This is a genomic window from Alteromonas sp. BZK5, from assembly GCF_014349115.1.
Classification (GTDB): Bacteria; Pseudomonadota; Gammaproteobacteria; order Enterobacterales; family Alteromonadaceae; genus Alteromonas; species Alteromonas macleodii.
The window spans coordinates 36,733-57,585 of record NZ_JACSOE010000011.1 but is presented as its reverse complement, the minus strand read 5'-3'; the positions used below and the strand labels follow the sequence as shown (position 1 = coordinate 57,585).

General features: G+C 45.9%; 16 protein-coding genes. 8 read left to right on the top strand and 8 right to left on the bottom strand.

Translation table 11 applies throughout. The features are described 5' to 3' along the window. Position 1 precedes the first annotated feature (1 nt). Genes BIZ39_RS05085 through BIZ39_RS22500 form a run of 3 tightly spaced genes read left to right on the top strand, consistent with a single transcriptional unit; the run spans position 2 to position 3,263 of the window. Entirely contained in the window at positions 2 to 985 is a 984-nt protein-coding gene (locus BIZ39_RS05085) for an ABC transporter permease (RefSeq protein WP_187446506.1), read from the top strand. Further along, on the top strand, positions 982 to 1,851 hold the full coding sequence (locus tag BIZ39_RS05080; RefSeq protein ID WP_168463269.1) for an ABC transporter permease: 870 nt from the start codon (positions 982 to 984) through the stop codon (positions 1,849 to 1,851). The genes BIZ39_RS05085 and BIZ39_RS05080 overlap by 4 nt, the downstream gene beginning before the upstream one ends. Beyond that, positions 1,848 to 3,263, top strand: coding sequence for an ABC transporter ATP-binding protein (locus BIZ39_RS22500; RefSeq protein ID WP_187446505.1), 1,416 nt, complete (start codon positions 1,848 to 1,850; stop codon positions 3,261 to 3,263). Before BIZ39_RS05080 ends, BIZ39_RS22500 begins: the two co-directional genes overlap by 4 nt. A 67-nt stretch (positions 3,264 to 3,330) precedes the next feature. On the opposite strand, the gene BIZ39_RS05070 is transcribed toward BIZ39_RS22500, so the two are convergent. The 3 genes from BIZ39_RS05070 to BIZ39_RS05060 form a co-directional block, all read right to left on the bottom strand. Next, positions 3,331 to 4,218 (bottom strand): SDR family NAD(P)-dependent oxidoreductase, encoded by an 888-nt coding sequence (locus BIZ39_RS05070; protein WP_187446504.1) that lies wholly within the window; start codon positions 4,216 to 4,218, stop codon positions 3,331 to 3,333. Between the two features lie 279 nt (positions 4,219 to 4,497). Further along, the gene (locus BIZ39_RS05065; RefSeq protein ID WP_187446503.1) at positions 4,498 to 5,190 is read right to left on the bottom strand and encodes an SDR family oxidoreductase; all 693 of its coding nucleotides are present in this window, start codon (positions 5,188 to 5,190) and stop codon (positions 4,498 to 4,500) included. A gap of 12 nt (positions 5,191 to 5,202) precedes the next feature. Further along, positions 5,203 to 5,757 carry a type 1 glutamine amidotransferase domain-containing protein gene (locus BIZ39_RS05060; protein ID WP_187446502.1) on the bottom strand — a complete coding sequence of 185 codons (555 nt, stop codon included), beginning with the start codon at positions 5,755 to 5,757 and terminating at the stop codon, positions 5,203 to 5,205. Between the two features lie 401 nt (positions 5,758 to 6,158). On the opposite strand from BIZ39_RS05060, the gene BIZ39_RS05055 reads away from it, so the two are divergent. From BIZ39_RS05055 to BIZ39_RS05040, 4 genes are all read left to right on the top strand, one after another. Continuing rightward, the gene (locus BIZ39_RS05055; RefSeq protein ID WP_187446501.1) at positions 6,159 to 7,112 is read left to right on the top strand and encodes a YihY/virulence factor BrkB family protein; all 954 of its coding nucleotides are present in this window, start codon (positions 6,159 to 6,161) and stop codon (positions 7,110 to 7,112) included. A 162-nt stretch (positions 7,113 to 7,274) separates the two neighbouring features. Then, on the top strand, positions 7,275 to 8,435 hold the full coding sequence (locus BIZ39_RS05050; protein WP_187446500.1) for an MFS transporter: 1,161 nt from the start codon (positions 7,275 to 7,277) through the stop codon (positions 8,433 to 8,435). A gap of 104 nt (positions 8,436 to 8,539) precedes the next feature. Then, positions 8,540 to 10,723, top strand: a complete 2,184-nt coding sequence (locus BIZ39_RS05045) for a marine proteobacterial sortase target protein (RefSeq protein WP_187446499.1) — start codon at positions 8,540 to 8,542, stop codon at positions 10,721 to 10,723. Positions 10,724 to 10,766: 43 nt separating this feature from the next. After that, a complete protein-coding gene (locus BIZ39_RS05040) occupies positions 10,767 to 11,336 on the top strand; it encodes a class GN sortase (protein ID WP_187446498.1) in 570 nt (189 codons plus the stop codon). Between the two features lie 16 nt (positions 11,337 to 11,352). Here BIZ39_RS05040 and BIZ39_RS05035 read toward each other — a convergent pair whose 3' ends face one another. From BIZ39_RS05035 to add, 4 genes are all read right to left on the bottom strand, one after another. Next, on the bottom strand, positions 11,353 to 14,490 hold the full coding sequence (locus tag BIZ39_RS05035; RefSeq protein WP_187446497.1) for an efflux RND transporter permease subunit: 3,138 nt from the start codon (positions 14,488 to 14,490) through the stop codon (positions 11,353 to 11,355). Positions 14,491 to 14,500: 10 nt separating this feature from the next. Continuing rightward, positions 14,501 to 15,751: an efflux RND transporter periplasmic adaptor subunit gene (locus BIZ39_RS05030; protein ID WP_262385710.1), complete on the bottom strand. Its 1,251-nt coding sequence runs from the start codon at positions 15,749 to 15,751 to the stop codon at positions 14,501 to 14,503. Positions 15,752 to 16,104: 353 nt separating this feature from the next. Further along, complete coding sequence (locus BIZ39_RS05025) at positions 16,105 to 17,535, bottom strand: glycoside hydrolase family 28 protein (RefSeq protein ID WP_187446495.1); 1,431 nt, start codon at positions 17,533 to 17,535, stop codon at positions 16,105 to 16,107. A 141-nt stretch (positions 17,536 to 17,676) separates the two neighbouring features. Then, positions 17,677 to 18,672, bottom strand: coding sequence for an adenosine deaminase (add, locus tag BIZ39_RS05020; RefSeq protein WP_187446494.1), 996 nt, complete (start codon positions 18,670 to 18,672; stop codon positions 17,677 to 17,679). A gap of 305 nt (positions 18,673 to 18,977) precedes the next feature. Here add and BIZ39_RS05015 point away from each other — a divergent pair, with 305 nt between their 5' ends. Further along, positions 18,978 to 19,886: a hypothetical protein gene (locus BIZ39_RS05015; protein ID WP_187446493.1), complete on the top strand. Its 909-nt coding sequence runs from the start codon at positions 18,978 to 18,980 to the stop codon at positions 19,884 to 19,886. 184 nt (positions 19,887 to 20,070) lie between these two features. Here BIZ39_RS05015 and BIZ39_RS05010 read toward each other — a convergent pair whose 3' ends face one another. Continuing rightward, the gene (locus BIZ39_RS05010; protein WP_168534212.1) at positions 20,071 to 20,712 is read right to left on the bottom strand and encodes a peroxiredoxin-like family protein; all 642 of its coding nucleotides are present in this window, start codon (positions 20,710 to 20,712) and stop codon (positions 20,071 to 20,073) included. Positions 20,713 to 20,853 lie beyond the last annotated feature (141 nt).

Here is a 20,853-nt window from a genome sequence, read left to right as displayed (position 1 = left end):
AATGAGAAAAATTCTACTTCAACGGCTGCTTCAAGCTGTACTGATGGCGTGGAGTGTAGGCACATTCACATTTATTATAACCCGTTCACTACCTGGAGATATGGCTTACAAAATAGCGGCTGGCCGCTACGGTGACGATGCGGTAAGTACAAGTGCCGCTAACGCCGTAGCAGAAGAACTTGGTCTGCACAGAAGCGCTTTCGAACAGTACGTAAGCTGGATGACTGATTTAGCCTCTCTGGATTTAGGAACAAGCTTGGTCACGGGTGCCCCCATTGTTGTTGAGCTACAAAATCAGCTTTCTTACACCCTTGTTCTCGCTGGACTCGCTATTCTGGTATCCGCATTAATTGCGTTTCCTCTGGGAATTTATAGCGGCATCAGAAGCGCTCGAAAAAGTGAAAATACTCCTAAGAGCCATGCTTCTCTTTTTGATAAAACAGCATTAGTATTTTCCACGTTCGTGCGCTCTCAACCGGTCTTTTGCTTGGGGCTAATTCTCATCTTTATTTTTGCACTAGAGCTCAAATGGCTACCGGTTGCGGGCTCTTCAGGCTTTGTCTATACCATATTACCTGTAATGACCTTAGGGTTAAGCCTGGCGGCTATATCAAACCGCGTAATTCGCAATAGTACTGTTAATGCGGTTCAATCGGGTTACTTCCATTTCGCCAAGATAAAAGGGTTAAGCGCTCTAGAGGCGTTTAGGTGCCATGCGCTACCTAACATTGTAATACCTGCTCTAGCCTTCATGGGCATACAGCTTATCGGGTTAATTGAAGGCGTAATTATGATTGAAAGCCTTTTTGCTTGGCCCGGCATAGGACACGGACTTTCCCATGCTGTCTTTGCCCGCGACATCACTATGTTGCAAGGCACAGCTTTGCTGATGGGCATTTTATTCGTATTGGTCAACACACTAGTCGATTTAAGTCAGTATGCACTCGACCCAAGGGTGAGAGAGAATCGAGGGTATAGCCAATGAAGACACCCGCCTTACCTGTTGAAAAAGTGATTGGCTTTTCACTTTTGATGCTGCTCTTATTACTTGCGTTGGGCGAGCCTGTTCTATTGGGAACAAACGGTAATCAACAAAATTTAAAGCAAGTGCTCGAAGCCCCAAGTGCGCAACATTGGTTAGGTACAGATCAGTTCGGACGCGACATGTTAGCCAGAATCTCAGAGGGTCTGCGCATATCACTTTCTCTCGCTGCACTGTGTGTACTAAGTTCATCAATCATTGGCGTGCTAACGGGCGTAATTGCAGCGTGGTGTAGAGGTTGGGTAGATACGACGTTGAATTTCATTGCCAATACAATATTGGCGCTCCCCGGACTGGTACTTATTCTTCTTTTCGCGGCGCTAGTACCAGGCTCTTTCATTATGCTGTATTTAGCCATTTCCTTAGTACTGGCCGTCGAGTACTTCAGGCTGGTACGTGCTATCACTCTACCAGTAGTGACAGGCCCTGCACTGGAAAACTCTGCGCTAATGGGTTTTCCAAAACGCTATTTATTTAGTAAGCATATATGGCCCGCCATTCGACAAGACGTGTTATCACTTGCTGCTTTTGGTGCCTCCTCCTCAATTATCGCCATGGCATCGGTGGGCTTCGTTTATGTTGGTTTAAAACCACCCAGCCCTGAGCTCGGGCTGATGATAGTTGAGCTTTTTCCATACTATCACGAAGCACCTTGGCTGCTCGCACAACCTATTTCCACCCTATTCGTTCTCGTACTGGGCTTTCACTTACTTTCTGCGAAGAGTGACAAAACACCTCGTTTAAATAAGTTCATTTTTGACAGCAGCAGTAGACTATCAAAGAGTGATGCATTGGAGCGCAAACTGTGAGCCAATATATTGCTATTGAACACTTATCAATTTACGCGCAAGACACCATTATTGTAGAGGATATATCCCTTAACCTTGAACAAGGCGAGACACTGACTATATTGGGTGAAACCGGGGCAGGTAAAAGTCTGCTAGCGCAAGCAATTATGGGCGACTTACCACCTGCACTGAGGGTTACGGGAAATGTTCTGGTAAACGGTGTAGATATGCTTCGTGCGAACCGACGTGAATGTGAACAATTGTGGGGGCGAGACATTGTTATGCTGCCGCAAGAGCCATGGCATTCTCTAAGCCCAATGATGAAAATTCGCCAGCAAGTCGCCGAAGTTTTTCGGTTTACATTGGGTAACGGTGCTCGCGAAGCACAAAAGAGTGCGAAGACACAGCTAGACAACCTGGCTCTTAAAGACGACAGTGATAAGGTCCCTTCTCAACTTTCCGGTGGAATGGCACAGCGTGTCGCTTTTGCCTGTGCATCAGCGACTAATGCACCTTTATTTCTAGCCGACGAACCCACAAAAGGGCTAGATGCCGGACGCAAACATCATATTGTTGAGCAACTAAAGCAAAAAGCTAACGACGGTACGCTACTTACTATTACACACGATGTTTCAGTGGCAGAGGCACTGGGTGGTAAATGTATGGTGCTTAAAAACGGGAAACTGGTTGAAACAGGTGATACCCGCAAGATACTGTCCTCCCCGTCTTCAAACTATACCAAAACCCTTATTGCGTCGGCTCCGCAACACTGGACGGCTACAACAAAAAAAACGCATAGGATTGCACCGCTGGTATCGGTGAATGACCTCACAATTATGAGAGGTAACCGTACACTATTTACTGGCCTTAGTTTTTCTTTAGGGGAAGGCGAAATTGTCGGGCTTTGTGGTGATAGCGGCAGTGGAAAAACGTCTCTAGGTGATGCTCTACTTGGGCTCCTACCCTATCAAGGCAATATTGCGTTTCATACGCTTTTACACCGTTATCAAACCCTAAAGCTATATCAAGATCCCCCCAGTTCATTTGCCGATCACACTACGCTTAAATCATTGATTGATGACGTAATAAAGCTTCACAAGGTGTCTAAAAAGCGTGCCGATTTACTTTCATCTCAACTAGGCCTTAACCAGCGATTGTTTGAGCGCAGCGCCTCTGAGGTAAGTGGAGGTGAGCTTCAACGCATTGCATTGCTGCGCGCGCTGCTACTAAAGCCCAAGCTACTTATAGCTGACGAGCCAACATCTAGGCTCGACCCCATTACAAGTAAGGCAATTACTCACTTACTTGTTGATCGATGCAGAGAAGAAAATTGCACGGTACTCTTTATCAGCCACGATAGAACACAGCTAGAAAAAGTCTGTGACCGCGTCATTGACCTTCAGAGTCTCACAACATCAAAAGCCGTTATATAACGGCTTTTGGAAGACAAGACTAAGGGCACTTTCGTGTGTTTATGCGCAAACCTTAGCCGCGAATGAACTAAAAAGTCACGATTTCATCATCAATAAGGTGACCAACAGCCTGACTCTGCTCAGCATCGACAAAGGCGCTATCAATAGCGCTAAAGCGCGCCGTAGTAACCTTTCGATAATTAGGGTGTGTATAAATATAAGTTTGCTCTAACTGAAGCGCCTCTATCACGCGCTCAGCTAGCACAGAGGCATCGATTCCCGACTCTACCGCTTTAGTGGCTGCTTGTGCTCCGGCTTTAAACTTCTCTTTATCAATGCGTTTTTCAGCGGCTACTGCGTATTTTTGCTGCCTATTTCTATACGACTCGTGAATGCGGGTCTTCACAAATGCTGGACACAATACAGAAGTATGGATTCCAAAAGGTTTCAGTTCTGGTACCCAGCTTTCTGTCATAGAGACAACCGCAGCCTTTGATGCGCAGTAGGCCGCCGCATATGGCATGCCCATCATTCCTGCCATCGACGCCACGTTTAGCACCCAGCCTCCTTCGCCGTGCTCTTTAATAGCTGGCACGCATGCTTGTGCGCCATAAAGTACGCCCATAACGTTGACGTCCATTACCCAGCGCCAGGTCTCATGCTCCGAATCTTCAACTTTCCCCGGCGTACCGCCAACGCCAGCATTGTTGATGACCATATGAACCTTGCCAAATTTCTCTTTGGCGTTAGCTACAATATCTTCCCACTGAGCGTAATCGGTAACATCAAGGGCGCAAGTCAATACATCGAAACCTTTCTCTCGTAAATCATTGCTCGACTCGGCTAATGCAATATTATCAATATCGCCCATGACGATATTCACACCCTGCCTTGCCAATGCCTCTGCCAGCGCTAACCCTATGCCGCCAGCGGCGCCAGAAATAATAGCGGTCTTACCCGTAAATTCGTTAGACATCTTACTCTCCTGTTATTGTTATTGCGCCGCGGGCCCTTTGGGAAAGCCATCTCAAAGAGGAATTAGAAATCGACTATCTCACTCACTTAGCGCTTTTCTACACACCTAGATTAGGGGTAACAGGATGGGGAAAATACTTTATTTGGCTAATTTGGATAGCTTCATGAAATTAATAAGGCAGGTTAAACGTAAAGGCGGGGTGTGAACAAAAAAGGCAGTGACTGACCCTGCCCTTTACTTGGATGTGATGTCTCTTGCCCGCAGTTGACCCGGACTCGATTATTTCGCCGGCATAACATAGACCTCGCGAACGCAGGCTGACTCTTCTGCGCTTAGGGCAAATAATACCGATTTTGCGATATCCGCTGGCTGAAGCTTATCTTCCTTTGGTTCATCGAAAAATGGCGTATTCACCATTCCAGGACAGATAGTTGTACAGCGGCCGCCCCACTCGCGCATTTCTTCGGCGAGGTTCTGACCGAAACCATAAGCAAACCACTTACTTGCCCCATATACAGAGCCTTTCAGGGCTATTCGACCGGCGACCGAAGAAGTAATAATGAAATGGCCTTGCGTATCGCGCAGGTACGGTAAGCCCGCTTTTGCAGTATAAAGCAGTCCATTTACGTTTGCGCCCAGCATGCCATCCCAGTCATCTACGTCTCCCTTTTCAATGCCGGCGGCTTTCGCGCCGCGCCCCGCATTGGCGAAAATGCCGTCAATGCGACCGAAATGTTTGCTTACCTTTTCAAATGCCGTATCGACATCTTTAAAGTCGCTAACGTCAGCTTTTACAGCAAACGCATTGTCATTACCAAGCTCTTCAACCATGGATCGTAGTTTGTCCTCGCTTCTTGCTAAAAGGGCAACGTTAAAACCGTTATTAACCAGTTGCTTTGCCGTTTCTTTGCCAATGCCGCTGGAAGCCCCCGTTATCGCGATGACCTTTTTATTTGTAGCTGCGGTGGACATACTTCCTCCTTTTTACTGCGCAATCATTTCACTAATTTTGTTCACGAAAGCTGGAATATCATCTGGGTTTCTACTGGTCACCAGCTTTGCATGGGTCACCACTTCCTCATCAACCCACGTCGCACCAGCATTTTTCAGATCTGTTTGAATACTAGGAAACGAAGTGAGTGTTGCACCTTTCGCTAATCCAGACTCCACCAGCAACCATGGTCCATGACAAATAGCGCCTATTGCTTTAATACTTGCCGCGCTGTTTGCATTTTTGATGAAGGCAACTGCGTCTTCATTGGTACGAAGCACATCAGGATTGATTTGACCGCCAGGTAACACAAGGGCATCATAATCTTGAGGATTAACGGACGTAACTTGTTTATCAACGCTAATTTCTTTCCCCCAGTTGTCTTCGTCCCATGCTTTGATCGTGGACTGATCATCAATAGATAGCACATCAACTTCAGCACCTTGCTCAATAAACTTGTCTCTTGGTTGAATCAACTCGCTTTGCTCAAAACCATTGGTTGCCAAAATAGCGATTTTTTTGCCTTTAAGGTTTTGGGTGTTGCTCATAGTGTTCTCTCCTTCTGAAAGACGAAATGTAAAGCTAGTAAAAACAGGGGTCGCCACACGACAGGAATAACTGTCCGCCTACCACCATTAGCAAATCACATCAGGTGAACGCGTTAGTTTGTGCATGGCATAACCTAGCTCTTACTATCTAGCTAAGATGCTATTGAAGGTGCAAATTGCAAACCATTCCCAAAGAACAAAGCAAACCATTGATTTTATGAAAATAAATACAAAAAAAAGAAATCTCACCAACACCAATAGTCACGCACATATTCAGATTTTGTGAACGATTTACAGAGCTTCTTTCTCGCTCCTTTTTTTTAAGTTGATGTAAGCCGACAGCGAAGTTTTCATGTATCAAGCTTTAATAGTTCTATCGATTAGGCAAAACATGAGGACACATGAGCAAGGAACGTTTCAACCACGCTAAATCTGCATTCGAGCTTTCTTTGAAAAGTTGGTGGAGTATTTCAAAGCGTATTTTCACTAGCCTGCAAAAAGACAACATTCCTCTTATCTCTGCTGGCGTTGCTTTTTACTGCTTGTTGGCTATCTTCCCTCTATTAGGGGCAACCATTGCCTTGTATGGGCTTGTTGTCTCTCCCGACGAACTGCAACGCCACATGGCATTGCTGGTAAACGTGGTGCCAAATGACAGTCGCTACATCATTGAAGAACAGCTTAAAAATTTAACCGAGAAGTCGAATACTGCATTAGGCTGGAGTTTTTTATTTACTCTTCTCTTGTCACTGTGGAGCAGTAGCAAAGGCGCCAACGCACTGATAAAAGCATGCAACATTACCTATAGCGAGGCGGAAGGAAGAGGCTTTTTCAAAGGTATTCTAGCGCGCATTACGTGCACCATATTTATGATCCTTACCGTAATTGTGTCCCTCGCCTGCATCACCATTTTACCCGAAGCAATAAACTGGATGACGTCAAATGCCCTTAGTACCGAGCAAGCCATGTGGGTGACTTGGCCAGTTATGCTGGCCCTATTTAATATTGCGCTTTCAGCCCTATATCGATATGCCCCTCACCGAAGAGAAGCCCAGTGGCGCTGGGTGACGCCGGGGTCAGTTTTTGCCACGTTATTATGGGTAGTAGCCTCGTATGGCTTTTCGATATACCTCAATGAATTTGGAAGCTACAACAAAACCTACGGCTCCGTTGGGGGAATTATTATCTTGCTCATGTGGTTGTATTTAACCGCGTACATCATTCTAATTGGTGCAGAGGTGAACTCGTCGATAGAGCTACAAACCTCCGCGGACAGTACGGTGGGTGAAGACAGACCCATGGGCGAGAGAAACGCATTTGTGGCAGATCATACACCGGATGATTTAAGGCGCTAATGCTTAAACTATCTGAGGCGCATGCACTATCTAGCGGCGCCTTCCTCACCATCAATTTTTAGCATCTTTACGAGCATTTCTTTTCATTTTACCTATATCTGAATTTGCCTCATATTCGCGCCGCGAAATTATCTTCTCTTTCTTTTGATGTAAGGCATTATCTTGGACAACACCCTTATCCCGCCAGCCAAAGCGCGGGTTTCTGTTCCCGTTATTGCGCTGGGTATGTACGCAGTTGCATCTGGCTATTTGATGAGTCTGATCCCACTATTGCTCAGCCATTACAACCTAGACACGGCTATCGCCAGTTGGCTGGCTAGCAGCTTTTACGCAGGACTGCTAGTGGGTGCCCTTAGTATCGAACCGTTGGTAACCCGCGTTGGTTACAAGCACGGTTTTGCGCTCTGTTTAGGCGTACTATTACTAACTATTGTAGTAATGCCTTTGTTTGCTCACACCGCGGTTTGGCTTGTGGCTCGGTTAGTGGCTGGCGTTGCTGTAGCGGGTGTATTTGTTATCGTAGAGTCGTGGCTTTTACACGGCGACGAAGCCGATAGAGCCAAACGTTTAGGCTTATACATGGGCGCACTTTACGGGGGAAGCTCTTTAGGTCAGTTAGGTATTGGCGCTATTGGTGTGGGCGGCATGCTTCCTTTTGCTGCCATTTTCACCATGTTGATTTTAGCCATTGGCGTACTTTTGTTTGCAAAGAGCGAACAGCCTGAATCTTCCCAGAGTACACCACTGTCGCTAAAGCAAATATCGAAACTAAATCATGCCGCAATTATTGGTTGCATAGTGTCAGGCTTAACCCTAGGTGCCATTTACGGCTTAATGCCCCTTGAACTATTAAACCGCGGCATTGCTCATGACGATTTGGGTAGCTTAATGGCCTTAATTATTTTAGGCGCTATGGCAGTTCAACCTTTAATTCCTGCGTTATCCAAGTACTTAGGCCGCACGTTACTCATGGCACTATTTTGTTTACTGGGTGTCGCCGCCATAACATTAACCGCAGCGGTTAGTGGTATATACGCTTTGGGAGCGGGTCTGTTTCTATTAGGTATGGCAATATTTGCCCTATACCCAGTGGCAATAAATCTCGCCTGCGACAAACTCGATGCTAGCTTCATTGTATGCGCCACACAGGTCATGCTTTTCAGCTACAGCGTGGGTTCAGTAGTAGGCCCACTCATTGCCGATAACTTTTTAGTAGGCCCTCAAGGGTTGATGGGCTACTTATTTGCGTGCTTACTTGCTACCAGTATTTATATGCTGATAGCCAGTGTTAAAACCAAAGGGCGCGCCATGGCAGGCGAGTAACACACTCGCCACTATTGCCCATTAGATTGCCATAATCTCTGTTCACAATTCGCCCTATTCAGGGCGTTTAATGGTAAGTATCGATACTAAAGCGAGCTTACCTGATGCTATTTTCCAAAACACCCAAACGGGATTATTTAACGCCTGCCAATACTCTCAAACCTTGGTTTAGGGAGCGGCAACGTGCAGCCAAGCCGCGTAATCACAGGTTGCTGCTCCTTACTTCCTTCCTCTGCTTTTTGCTTGGTGTAGTAGTTAGCCCGCTAAGTCGCGCTGAGTCTGGCGAATTGATGCTGCAAAGCGTAGACGGTGAGTCTTCCCCCGCTCTTTTGCATTCAACTGACGTGGATTTACAGGTGAATGGCATGATTGCGCACGTTACCTACTCTCAAAAATTCACTAACACCAGTAATGAATGGAAGCATGCCGTTTACACCTTTCCGCTTAATGAAAACGCGGCGATTAACAGTATGGAAATGCGTATAGGAGACAGAATAATCCGGGGTCAAATTAAGCCGAAGGCAGAAGCGAAAGAAGCATTTGAAGCGGCCAAAAAAGCGGGAAAGAAAGCCAGCTTAACAGAGCAACAACGCCCAAATTTATTCACCCAGCAGGTCGCGAATATAGCGCCGGGTGAGGAAATAACGGTGACACTTCAGTATGTACAACAGGTAGACTACCGCGATGGTAGATTTACTTTTCACTTGCCTACTACGCTCACTCCTCGCTATTCGCCCGGCATTCCGCTAAATCAGTTTAACGAGAATATAGAGGCTGAAATATCAGGTACAGGTTGGGGAGAACCCACAGATCAGGTACCCGATGCCAGAGCTATCACGCCTTTTATGAGTGAAGGCAATGAAGGCCCGCAACTTACGTTCAACGCAACACTAAATACTGGTTTAACACTTAATAGCGTCACTAGCAGAAATCACCGTGTGAATTGGTCAGAATCCACAGGTAATTATCTTGTCACCTTTAATCAAAGCAATATCAAAATGGACAGAGACATTTGGCTAGAGTGGCAGCCTTCGCCCTCTAGTGCACCACAAGCAGCTATTTTCACTGAATCGAAAGGTCAGCATGACTACGCCCTTGTTATGCTAATGCCGCCACAAGTGAAGAGCCAAGATTTACAGGATTTTGACCGCGATATCACCTTCGTTATCGACACGTCAGGCTCTATGGGAGGTCGCCCGATTGTCGACGCAAAAGAGAGTTTACAATTAGCGATAGACCGCTTGAGTGAGAAAGACCGATTTAATGTTGTTGCATTCAACAATGACACCACGCGTTTGTTTGAAACCTCCGTAGAGGGAACAACACGAAACAAGCAATATGCGAGGGATTTTGTAAAGCACCTCAATGCAGGGGGCGGCACTGAAATGGCGCCAGCGCTTAATGCCGCACTTAAGCGCACGACAACTAAAGATTTTATAAAACAAGTTGTCTTTATTACCGATGGTGCGGTAGGCAATGAAGCTGCATTATTCTCGCAAATAAAGAACGAACTGGGTGATGCGCGACTTTTTACAGTAGGCATAGGCAGCGCGCCTAATAGTTATTTTATGACCCGAGCCGCTCAGTTTGGTCGCGGAAGCTATGTTTTTGTTAGCAATACGGCAGATATTAAACAGCAAATGGATAGCTTGCTTTATAAGTTAGAAAGCCCTGTGTTGAGTGATTTGAGTCTTACTCTACCAGCTGGCTATGCACAGTCAGCAGAGATTTACCCTTCTAAGTTCCCTGATTTATACGCGGGTGTTCCTTTGCTTTTGAATGTGAAACTGCCTCATAACGCCGGTACAAGCGGAAAAATAACTCTTCAGGGCGCACTTGTAGACAAGCAGGGCACTACTCGCGAGTGGACCCGTTCGGTAGCTATAGCACCAACGTCGACAGGTTCTACTCAACACCTTGGCGTAGCGACTGCTTGGGCAAGAAAGAAAGTGGCGGCGTTAATGGATGAAAAAGCGTTAGGGCGAAATGTAGATGAAGTAAAACAGGACATTCTTGCTGTAGCTCTGCCCCATAAACTTATAACAGAGTTCACCAGCTTCGTTGCTATTGAAGAAAAAATAGCAAATACACAGCGCATACCGTCTTCCACCGAAAACGTAAGAAACCTAATGCCACAGGGAACGCAATTCAGACAAATCAGTTACCCCCAAACCGCAGCGGGTGTATCTGAACATGTCGTATTAGGCATGATTGCCATACTTTTATTGTCGCTTTTTCACAGCATCGCCTTTTTGCGAAACAAGGGGGGGACGAGGTTAGCACCTTAAACTCATTTCTTTATTTTTTGACTTAATATGGCTTGGACAAACAATGATTAAATACTCTTTTACCATCATCTTAGTCTTGATCGCCACAGCCAGTTTTGGCAAAGCTGGCTGGATATTATTGAAAGCTAAACTGGCGCAATATTTAATTCAATCTTCGTGGGAAGAAACGCTAGCCACTGGCGCTAACCAGAAGCCTTGGCGTTGGTCTGATACCTGGCCAGTGGGCAAGCTGGTTCATGCCAAAAGCGAAACACAGTTGTATGTACTAGAAGGCGCACAGGGAAACGCCCTTGCATTTGGCCCTGGACACCACACCGACTCGCCCCCACTCGGACAGGGTGGTAGTGTGATTGGCGGGCATAGAGATACTCACTTCACGTTCTTAAAGAAGGTGAGAGCCAGAGATATTATGCGATTACAGTTGCCGAACTCACAGTGGGTAACCTATCGGGTTGTATCGAAGACGATAGTCGATGCTGCCTCGGCAATGAAAGTAGATGTAAATGGGCAGCAGCTCTATTTAGTTACCTGCTACCCATTTAATGCGGTATCAACACAAAGTAATTTACGCCTTGTTGTTGAGCTGGTCGAAACTGAAACCCAGCGAACCTAAATAGGTTCGCCCACAATTAATTAGCCGCTTGTTTCGGCGAAAATGCGCTGTACAAGGCAGGTAACACAAAAAGTGTTAAAAGCGTTGCAGTAACCAGCCCACCTACGATAACACTTGCGAGCGGCCGCTGAATTTCAGCGCCGACACCGTTAGACATCAACATGGGTACCAACCCTAATGCAGACGTTACCGCCGTCATCAAAACCGGCCTTAGCCTGGATGTAGCACCAGTGAAAACAGCGCTATCAACAGTCATTCCCCCTTTCACCCGTTGGTTAATACTTTCCACCATCACTACGCCATTTAAAACGGCAACACCGAATAGTGTTATGAAACCGACTGAACTTGGTACTGACAGATATTGGCCGGATAAGTACAAAGAGAACACGCCTCCGATGATGGCAAGTGGCACATTAATAAGTATTAACATCGCTTGCCCCAGGGAATTAAACGCGAGGTAAAGCAGCACCGCAATCAATATCAAAGAAAGCGGCACGATGAGCGACAATTTTTTCTGAGCACGCTGTTGGCTCTCAAACTGCCCGCCTATTTGAACCGTGTACCCCGCGGGCAAATCCACCCTTGAAGATATGGCGCTTTGTATCTCTTGAACCACGCTGCCCATATCTCTTCCTTGGACGTTAGCTTGCACCACTACGCGACGCTGAACGTCATCTCGGCGTATTTGCGGAGGCCCGGATTCATAAGATACCGATGCCACATCGCCAATACGAAGCCAGGCACCACTGGGCGATTGAAGTCGAATATCTGCTATGGTGTCGCTGCTTTTTCGTGCGCTTTCTTTTAACCTAACGTAAATATCGTAGCGTTCATTTCCGTTAATGATTTGACCTGCGGCTACACCTCCTACCCCGTCTTGTACCACTTCCATTATGTCACTCACCGATAAGCCATAGCGTGATAACGCTTGTCTGTCAGGAGCAATAACCAGCTGAGCTTCCCCCACAATTTGTTCCATCGCCACGTCTCTGGTTCCTTTTACGTTTTGAATAGCGCTCTCTATTTCTCGTCCCTTAGCACTTAGAACAGCCAAGTCTGGCCCAAATAATTTAACGGCTAGCTGTGCCTTCACACCGGAAAGCAGTTCGTCTACACGGGTGGCAATAGGCTGAGAAAAGTTAAGTAGAAGGCCGGGGAACTGCGACAATTCAGCCTGCATTTTTTGCTGTAGCTCATCACGATTTCTCGCGCTTTCCCACTTTGAAACAGGTTTCAACCCGATGTAAATTTCGATGTTGTTGACCGGTTCTGGGTCGCCGCCTATTTCAGCGCGGCCTATACGACTTAGCGCATAAGTTACTTCGGGAAACGCCAACAGCTTTTCTTCTAACGTTGAGGCTACCGCTAATGAAGTCTCTAGGCTTGAAGACGGTGCCAAAGTAACACGCAAGTTTATTGTTCCTTCTTCTAGCTCAGGAACAAACTCGGTGCCAATTTTTGGCACAAGGGCAACAGCAGAAACCAGAAGCAGACCAACCAGTAACACTAGCCACTTGGTATGCAGCAACGTAAAAGAAAGTGCCCGTTGGTAAGCGCGCTCAACAGGTATCAACAAAGCACTCGGCTTCACATTCCTAGTTCGCTTGAATAGAAATGTGGCTAAGGCTGGAACGAAGAACAACGCAACGACAGTGGCACAAAGTACAGCAAGCATAATACTGATAGCCATAGGCTGAAAAAGCTTGGCTTCTACTCCCTCAAAACTAAACAAAGGAGCAAAGACCACTAGAATTATCGATGCAGCGAAAAAGATAGGTCTGGCGACTTCCTTCCCCGCTAGTTTTACAGATGATTTGAAAGATTGGGCATCTTCATGCGAGCTCGAAGTGTTGGCATTTAATCGCTTAAAGATGTTTTCAACCATCACAACGGAACCGTCTACTAACATACCAATAGCCACCGCTATTCCGCCAAGCGACATCAAATTTGCAGACAGCCCCATGAAAGCCATGATGGCCAACGCCATTGCTATCGCGATTGGAATAGTGATGAGCACAAGAAACGTAGCGCCCACGTTCATTAAGAAAAGGGCGAGAACGATGGTGATAAAAACGAAGGCGATGGTCAATGCCTTCACTACGGTAGAAATTGCTTTTTCAATCAGGTTTGCCTGATCATAAAAAGGTGTGAAGCGTACCCCTTCAGGTAACGCCTGATTAATAAGCGCAACTCTTGAATTTATGCCATCAATGGTAGCTTTGGTGTTAGCCCCCATCCGTTTTAATACTATGCCTGTTACCACTTCACCAAACTGTTCTACCTTGCCATCAGACGCCCTTTGAGACAGTGTGACCGCGCCCTGTCGTATTTCAGGCCCGGTTTTAACATCAGCAAGATCAGACACAGTTACCACCACGCCATCTACCGTTTTTACCGGCACCTGCTCAATATCGTGAATTCCCTGCTCACCACTTGCGAACCACCCCGTTCCACGCACAACAAGTTGTTCTTGCCCCCGTTCAAGATACCACCCGCCAACATTAGTGTTATTGCGTTGCAACGCTGCAACAAGGTCCTGTTGAGATAACCCATAAGCAAGTAACTTTGACGGATCTACGTTCACTTGGTACTGGCGAACTTCCCCACCAAACGACAACACATCCGTTACGCCATCTACGGGCATAAGTAGCAACTTTACTACCCAGTCGTTAAGGCTTCTCAGCGCCATTGCATCATACTTCGCCCCGTCATCTGCAATGAGGGAGTATTGATAAATTTGACCTAGCCCAGACGTATTTGGCCCCATTTCTGGCGTTCCTACGTTTTCAGGAATGAAGGCTTTTGCTGTTTGCAGGCGCTCGAAAACAAGCTGACGGGCAAAATAAATATCGGTTCCCTCTTTAAACACAACGGTAACCGCTGAAAGCCCGGTTTTAGAGATGGAGCGCACTTCTTCAACATCAGGCAACGCATACATTACAGCTTCAATTGGGTAGGTAATAAGTTGCTCAATCTCTTCTGCGGCAAGCCCCGGAGCTTCGGTATTCACGCTTACCTGAACATTGGTTACATCAGGGAAAGCGTCCAAATTCAGCGACGGCAAAAGCATCGCCGCCCCCGCAATTATGCCTAACAGCAGCCCAACCACTAAAATACTATTGTCTACCGACCAATCTATTATTCGATTAAACATAATTGGCCTCCTAATGGTTGTGCGGATCAAATCCGCTTTTCGCTAGTTCAGAGGCGACAAAGAATGCACCGTGGGTAACAATCCGCGTTCCAATTTCTACGCCCTCTATACGTCGATATTCGCCTAGCGCTTCCCCTCGCTGTACCTCAACAGGGGTAAATGCCCCCGACGCTTCGATTTCAACATAGATAACCCAGTCTCCGTCGTTACTTCTCACCATTGCAGTTTCAGGTACTGCCATTACAGGAGATGGAGTGGGCACACTAAACAGTACGTCGACGAACATACCGGCATGAAGGCTATGGGTGGTATTGCGTATAGCTAAGCGGACAGTGCGAGTGCGGGTAAGTGGATCGATAATGTGCGACTGTTGAATAACCTGCGCGGTAAAATGTTCACCGTTAAATATGACTTGCGCCGTATCGCCTACCTGAACAGGAAACGCGCTGGTGGCTGGCAAGCTGGCCTCTATCCAAATATCGCTCTCGTCTGCCAGCAACATGACTGTTTCGCCAGCTAACACCCTTTGCCCTTGCATGAAGTTGTCTTGCAACACCACGCCATCACGCACGGCGACAAGCTCATACTGACCGAAAGCGTCAACGTCTAAAGCAGTGATGCTTGAAATCGCGTTAGGAGTAAGTCCAAATGCAATTAGCTCTCCGTAGCTCGCTTTGTAACGATTCTCAGCTTCAACTAACGCGCTTTCGCTTATGGTGTTTTTGTCTAGCTTTTTTGCCCGACTGTAATTGGATGAAGCAATAAGAAATTCGGCTTGAGACTGGGCAATGGTTTCGCTGAACAAGGTGACAAGCACCTGCCCTTTTGCCACTTCATCCCCAAGCGCCGCGTGTCGACTAATCACTACCGAATCAGTCCGAGGAGACACCAATGAGCTTGAGTATCCATTTACTTTTACTTCACCAGGCGCGTAAACGCGTTGGTTATAAATACGAGGTTCTATTACGGAGGTTTGAACGCCTGCGAGTTGCCTTTGCTGCTCAGTAAGGACTACCTCCTCAGGCTGGTGATTTTCCTCAGGCTGCTGATTCACCTCAGATTGATGACTTACCTCAGGCTTATGATTTTCCTCAGGCTCGTGCGCTTTCTCATGCTGATGCGAGCCACTTTCTTGTTCAAGGAAATATTGAATAGGTGCATCAATGTTTTTGTCGTTTTCTATCGCTGTGGTTGCGCGGCTGACAGGCACGCACAACAATGTCGTTAGGACTGTGCCTACGACCGTTTTAGAGTTCTTCATAATGATCTCAACGTTTGTTTTAACTAAATTTTTTCCACGGCGCCAAAGGGCCAATTAGTTCAAACGTTAAGCAATGGGAGGGCGGTAAATGAAACTACTTATTCGAAAGGGAGAAGCCCCTTCTCTGAGAATTTTTCCCGAGTTAACAAAAGCCATGTTTGGAGAAAAGACCTTTACTAAAACCCAAGAGAAATGACTGCCGCTGCAATGTCCACAGTGATGGCAATCGCTAGTATTAGCAGTATTTTGACAGCAAAGTTTCGGTTCACAATCTATATCTCTTAAGGGAGTCGTCAGTAAATTATCAAAAATACACGACCAATGCGAACAACCTATCGCGTTTAACCTATTTTCTAGCGAGTAACAGATTCAATGTGCAGCGAAGAAAACGTGCCGTTCCAGATTTGCTCACCTATGGTGACATTTTCAAAGCTAATATCGTCGGCATTTTCTAGGATAAGAATTTCTTCTGCTTCCTTGATTTTAATGTCTTTAAACTTAACGTTATTCACAGGAGCTGCGTCTGGAGCGTGAATTTCCAAAACCGTTCCTACATTTTCTACCGTTAAATCTTCAATAATAATGTCGGTATAGGTAGCCGGGAAATTACCATGTAAATTACTGGGGTAGTTTAGCTGGAACCAGAATAAGTGCTTAAACGAAGCCACTTTACTGCCTCTAATTCGAACCATTTCTACGCGCCCGCCTCTGTCTAAGTTGCTTTTAAAACGATATGCTGAGTCTCCCTCATGCAAGACATTGTTCTCGAAAAATACGCGCTTAATGCCGCCTGACATTTCCGAACCAAGACCAATACCGTCTTCCCCACCTAAATCATTGTTTCGTGCAACAATGTCTGTGCTAGGTATACCTATATTTCGACCGTCTGCATCTCTGCCAGACTTAATAACGATACCGTCATCACCGGTTCTAAAGTGATTATCTTCAGCAAGCACAAACTGGCTCGACTCAATATCTAACCCGTCGTTGTTGTACAGGTGACTTTCTACCTTCACTCGTCTTACCGTAGCATGAGACGTATAAACCAGATGATTAACCCAAAACGGGGAATTCAGGGCCGTATAATCTTCAAGCAGCACACGCTTGGCGTGGAAAAACTGAATAAGCGGAGGGCGTAAGTAATGCCCTTCGCCGAACTGACGCTTCTCTACCGGAACGCCATCAAACCCCATTTTACGAAGCGCATGCATATCTGTATTTTGTTTCTCATACCAGCCAATGAACGCCGATTGGGCATTTCCGTCGATAGTACCTTTACCTGTAATTGCCACATCTTCCACATTTAGCGCATAAATTAGCGGTGAATAGGTAAATACCTCAGTACCCTCCCAACGGGTTTTAACCACGGGCAAGTAGTGCGAAGGGTCGCCGGAAAACAGCAGAGTAGCGCCCTCCTCTAGGTGCAAGTTCACTTTGCTTTTAAGACGAATAGGACCGTCTACTTGCCATGTTCCTTTGGGCACAACAACAATACCGCCGCCGCTGGCAGAAGCCTTGTCAATTACACGTTGAATTGGCGCTCGCGCTGCGCTTAGTGAAGCATCACTCACATCAACCATAAATTTTTCATTTGGAATATTCGGCAGCTGAATCTGATTTACAATTTGCTCAGCAATTTTCCAGTCTTCGCCAGTAGATGCCGACGCATAGGAACAAGTTAGAAGGGTCACTATAAACGCCACCCATCCCAAAGCCCGGCGGTGTGTGAAACGGCTGGGGTAGCTACTCATAGAACGGTCAACATCAGGTATAAAGCGCAGCATAAAAGCTCCATTATTTAAGTCGTAACTGATTACGTTTAAGAAACAAAATATTCACATCACGACAATAATGCCACCGGTGGCATTATTAATCAAAATAATGTTACTGCCCGTTTAACCACGGCACGATTTTTATCTTTCGGATTAATTTACTTTGCGCTTAAGTGCGGCTTTTTCGCTTTCACTTAAAAAAGCAATTGCCAGCGCATTCTCTTGCGCTTGTTTAATATGAGAAGGCATAAGGCCAGCTTGCTTAGCTGCAACGGAGAATTCGTGATCTAGCTCTACACCTTGAACTGCCGGATCGTCGGTATTCAGACAGGCGGGTATGCCGTGTTCCAAAAAGGTTGTTAACGGGTGCTCAGTTAATGATGTGACCGTGTTCGTCAATACGTTGCTGGTTAAACAGCTTTCAATACCAATACGGTTGTCGCGCAAATAGTCCATTAGCTTAGCATCATTAATAGCATTAACGCCGTGCCCTATTCGCACAGCACCTAAGTCGTTAATGGCTTGCCAAATACTCTGCGGGCCTACTGCTTCACCTGCATGAATTGTGATAGGCAGCCCTTCGCGGCGCACTTTTGTAAAGTGCTCTATGAACATGTTGCCAGGAAAGCCTTTTTCATCACCCGCCAAATCAATTGCAGTTATATGCGCTTTACAGGCCAAGATTGAATCTAGCTCATGCTGACATACTTTTGCGCCATAAGAACGCGACAAAATACCGATGAGATTAACTTTAACATCGTGATTTTTAGCTGCGCTTTTTACACCGTCTATCACGGCCTCAACCACACCTTGTGTTGGTAGTCCGTGACTTTCAGCCATAAAATAAGGACTAAAACGCAGCTCTGTGTAGTCAATACCCTGCTTAGCTGCATCTTCTACATTCTCTATCGCCACCCGTTTGCAGGCGTCGAGACTGCCTAACACCTTAACGCCCCAAGTAAGCTTATCTAAAAATGACACCAAATCGGGGGCGATCTCCATTACTTGAACATGCGGTCGCAAGCCCTCTAACGAATAAGCAGGCAAACAAATGTTAAATTGCTGACCAAGCTCCAGAATCGTCTGCAGACGCACATTGCCATCTAAATGACGGTGTAAATCAAGTAATGGAAAGTTTTTATTTATCATGGAAATACGATGAGTTAAGGCGTAAGCCCTACTATACCACTTGGCGCAGCAAACCTCGCACTCTTGCAGAAAATAACTTTTTTATAGCGGGACAAAACAGTGCTTTTTTTGAAACAAAATTTGTTTTAAGTTCGCTCTTGGCATCTAACTTCACTCTATCGATGCTTTTCTTGATTACTTTTCATAACTTTCAGTAGCAACGAGCCAGTTGCTCGTTGGCGTGCGCCTTGTCACACAGGCTAAATACCACCAAAGAGCAACAGGCCTCTTCGTTATCACCAAAAAACACTAATAGGAGCACAGTCATGTGCGGAAAATGTATAGAAGGCTGCTATTTAGCAGGCTGGCGTAATGGCGTGTATTCATTCGAACATATGCAAGAAGAACCCGATTTTATGGGGAATGATGTAAAGGCAGCCCATGGCTTGGTGGAAGCGGTATGCTCATTAGGTTCTTCGCTCAATGAGCTCCACGCACTTGGATTAGCGGACTCGCCAATGATAGCTTGGGCAGGATGGATTTATTCGAGAAACGAATTGCACACCCAAATCGATTTAACACGGCATGACGACGTTCTCAAATATCAGAGGGCCTTACGTCATTCAAAAGAAAGTAAATGGGCTGAGATTAATGCCCTCTACCCGAACATTGCGAAGTTTTTAGATAACCTAACGCTTCAAGACGTTGCTAATACCCTCGATGAAGCGCTTCTCGATGAAATTGAGACATGCCTTCTTGCTCTTCATGGTAACGGGTATTACACCTTTGAATTCGTAGAATCTATGTTCGCTGCTGAAGGGCTATTCCCCATTATTGAGCTAAGTGAAACTGCAAAGCCGTCACTGTTTGTTAACCATGCACTTGAAATATTCTTACTAACCGAACATCTTTTACACTTTCGCCCATTGTCTTGGGCGCTTCGTGTGGCGTTAACTGTTGACTTAACGTGCGATTTCGACAGCTTTCATATGGCGTGGCGTCGATACACCGCTAACCGCGTGTTAAACACGCTTCTAATGAATCGCAATTTGAAAGGTGTGTACGCGTTAGCAAGTACACTTGAACTCAATACCGTTCACGCCATATGTCAGCGGAACGTAGCGAATAAACACTTACTTACTCAGCTATTAAGCGTCGTAAACAACTGTAAAGGCGACACTTATATTGAACCTAAACGTCTAGCCGCGCACATCACTTCATTGATCTCAGTGTAAATGCTTACTCCTTACAGTTTGAGATAAGGTGACTTGGTGAATGGTTAAGTACAGCTCGTTATGACAGTCAAATACGTGCGAATCTAACTTAATCATTAAAAGACCGATGAAATGCAGTGCTCGATATCATAAAGTTCTTTTGGCATGCCTTACCAAAAACAACGCCTTGGTAAGGCTATTCGCATTACATTTCTTTTTTAAGAGTTTTCGCAACCGCTAAAACTAAGTCTGCCGACGGGCGAACTTTGAAGTCTGGGTTAACATAGCTAAACAAAACCTGCCCTTTTTTATTGAGCATGAAGATGCTGGGTGCTGGTAAAACACTATTACCGCTTTTATCTTTTGTTAAGTTAATGCCATAGGTTTTGTACTTTAACTCAGTCACAGTATCTAAATAGAATCCAACGCCGAACTCACGAATAGTGTCTAGTTTGTCGTCGGATAAAAGCGTAACCAAGAATTCTGTTTCAAGCTTTTGCTCTTGCAAGCGCTCTGGTGATTCAGGTGAAATGGCCAAAATCTGATAGCCCATATCCACCAAGTCTTTTTCAATATCTTTAAGCTGGGCGAGCTGCTCATTACAATACGGGCACCACCCGCCGCGATAAAAAAGTACAATGCTGGGCTTTTGCATGGTAAGCGCTTGTAAGCTTACCGGCGAGCCATCTGCCATTTTAAGCGTTGTTTTAGGCGCCACTTGACCATTAAGCAACGGCGTTACTGAATCTGCATCTTCTGCAATAGTGCCGCGCTCCAAAGCATACGCATTTGATGCGCCTGCTATACAGGCGAACATTAACATCGCCATAGCCACTAGTCTCTTCATTAACCCTCTCCGTTTTCATTTTTGTTTGTTTAGTTTTTGGTTATCCGCGCTTTGCGCGATGTCCAATATGACCGAGAAGCTTCACTAGAAATTTCGCGCACCAATAAATAAACCGACAAATACTTGTATTGGGCGCTACTC

Excerpts from the sequence above, each read along its gene's own strand:
- BIZ39_RS05085 (WP_187446506.1), top strand. The coding sequence starts at position 2 with ATGAGAAAAATTCTACTTCAACGGCTGCTTCAAGCTGTACTGATGGCG.
- BIZ39_RS05080 (WP_168463269.1), top strand. The coding sequence starts at position 982 with ATGAAGACACCCGCCTTACCTGTTGAAAAAGTGATTGGCTTTTCACTT.
- BIZ39_RS05070 (WP_187446504.1), bottom strand. The coding sequence starts at position 4,218 with ATGTCTAACGAATTTACGGGTAAGACCGCTATTATTTCTGGCGCCGCT.
- BIZ39_RS05065 (WP_187446503.1), bottom strand. The coding sequence starts at position 5,190 with ATGTCCACCGCAGCTACAAATAAAAAGGTCATCGCGATAACGGGGGCT.
- BIZ39_RS05060 (WP_187446502.1), bottom strand. The coding sequence starts at position 5,757 with ATGAGCAACACCCAAAACCTTAAAGGCAAAAAAATCGCTATTTTGGCA.
- BIZ39_RS05055 (WP_187446501.1), top strand. The coding sequence starts at position 6,159 with ATGAGCAAGGAACGTTTCAACCACGCTAAATCTGCATTCGAGCTTTCT.
- BIZ39_RS05045 (WP_187446499.1), top strand. The coding sequence starts at position 8,540 with ATGCTATTTTCCAAAACACCCAAACGGGATTATTTAACGCCTGCCAAT.
- BIZ39_RS05040 (WP_187446498.1), top strand. The coding sequence starts at position 10,767 with ATGATTAAATACTCTTTTACCATCATCTTAGTCTTGATCGCCACAGCC.
- BIZ39_RS05035 (WP_187446497.1), bottom strand. The coding sequence starts at position 14,490 with ATGTTTAATCGAATAATAGATTGGTCGGTAGACAATAGTATTTTAGTG.
- BIZ39_RS05030 (WP_262385710.1), bottom strand. The coding sequence starts at position 15,751 with ATGAAGAACTCTAAAACGGTCGTAGGCACAGTCCTAACGACATTGTTG.
- BIZ39_RS05025 (WP_187446495.1), bottom strand. The coding sequence starts at position 17,535 with ATGCTGCGCTTTATACCTGATGTTGACCGTTCTATGAGTAGCTACCCC.
- add (WP_187446494.1), bottom strand. The coding sequence starts at position 18,672 with ATGATAAATAAAAACTTTCCATTACTTGATTTACACCGTCATTTAGAT.
- BIZ39_RS05015 (WP_187446493.1), top strand. The coding sequence starts at position 18,978 with ATGTGCGGAAAATGTATAGAAGGCTGCTATTTAGCAGGCTGGCGTAAT.
- BIZ39_RS05010 (WP_168534212.1), bottom strand. The coding sequence starts at position 20,712 with ATGAAGAGACTAGTGGCTATGGCGATGTTAATGTTCGCCTGTATAGCA.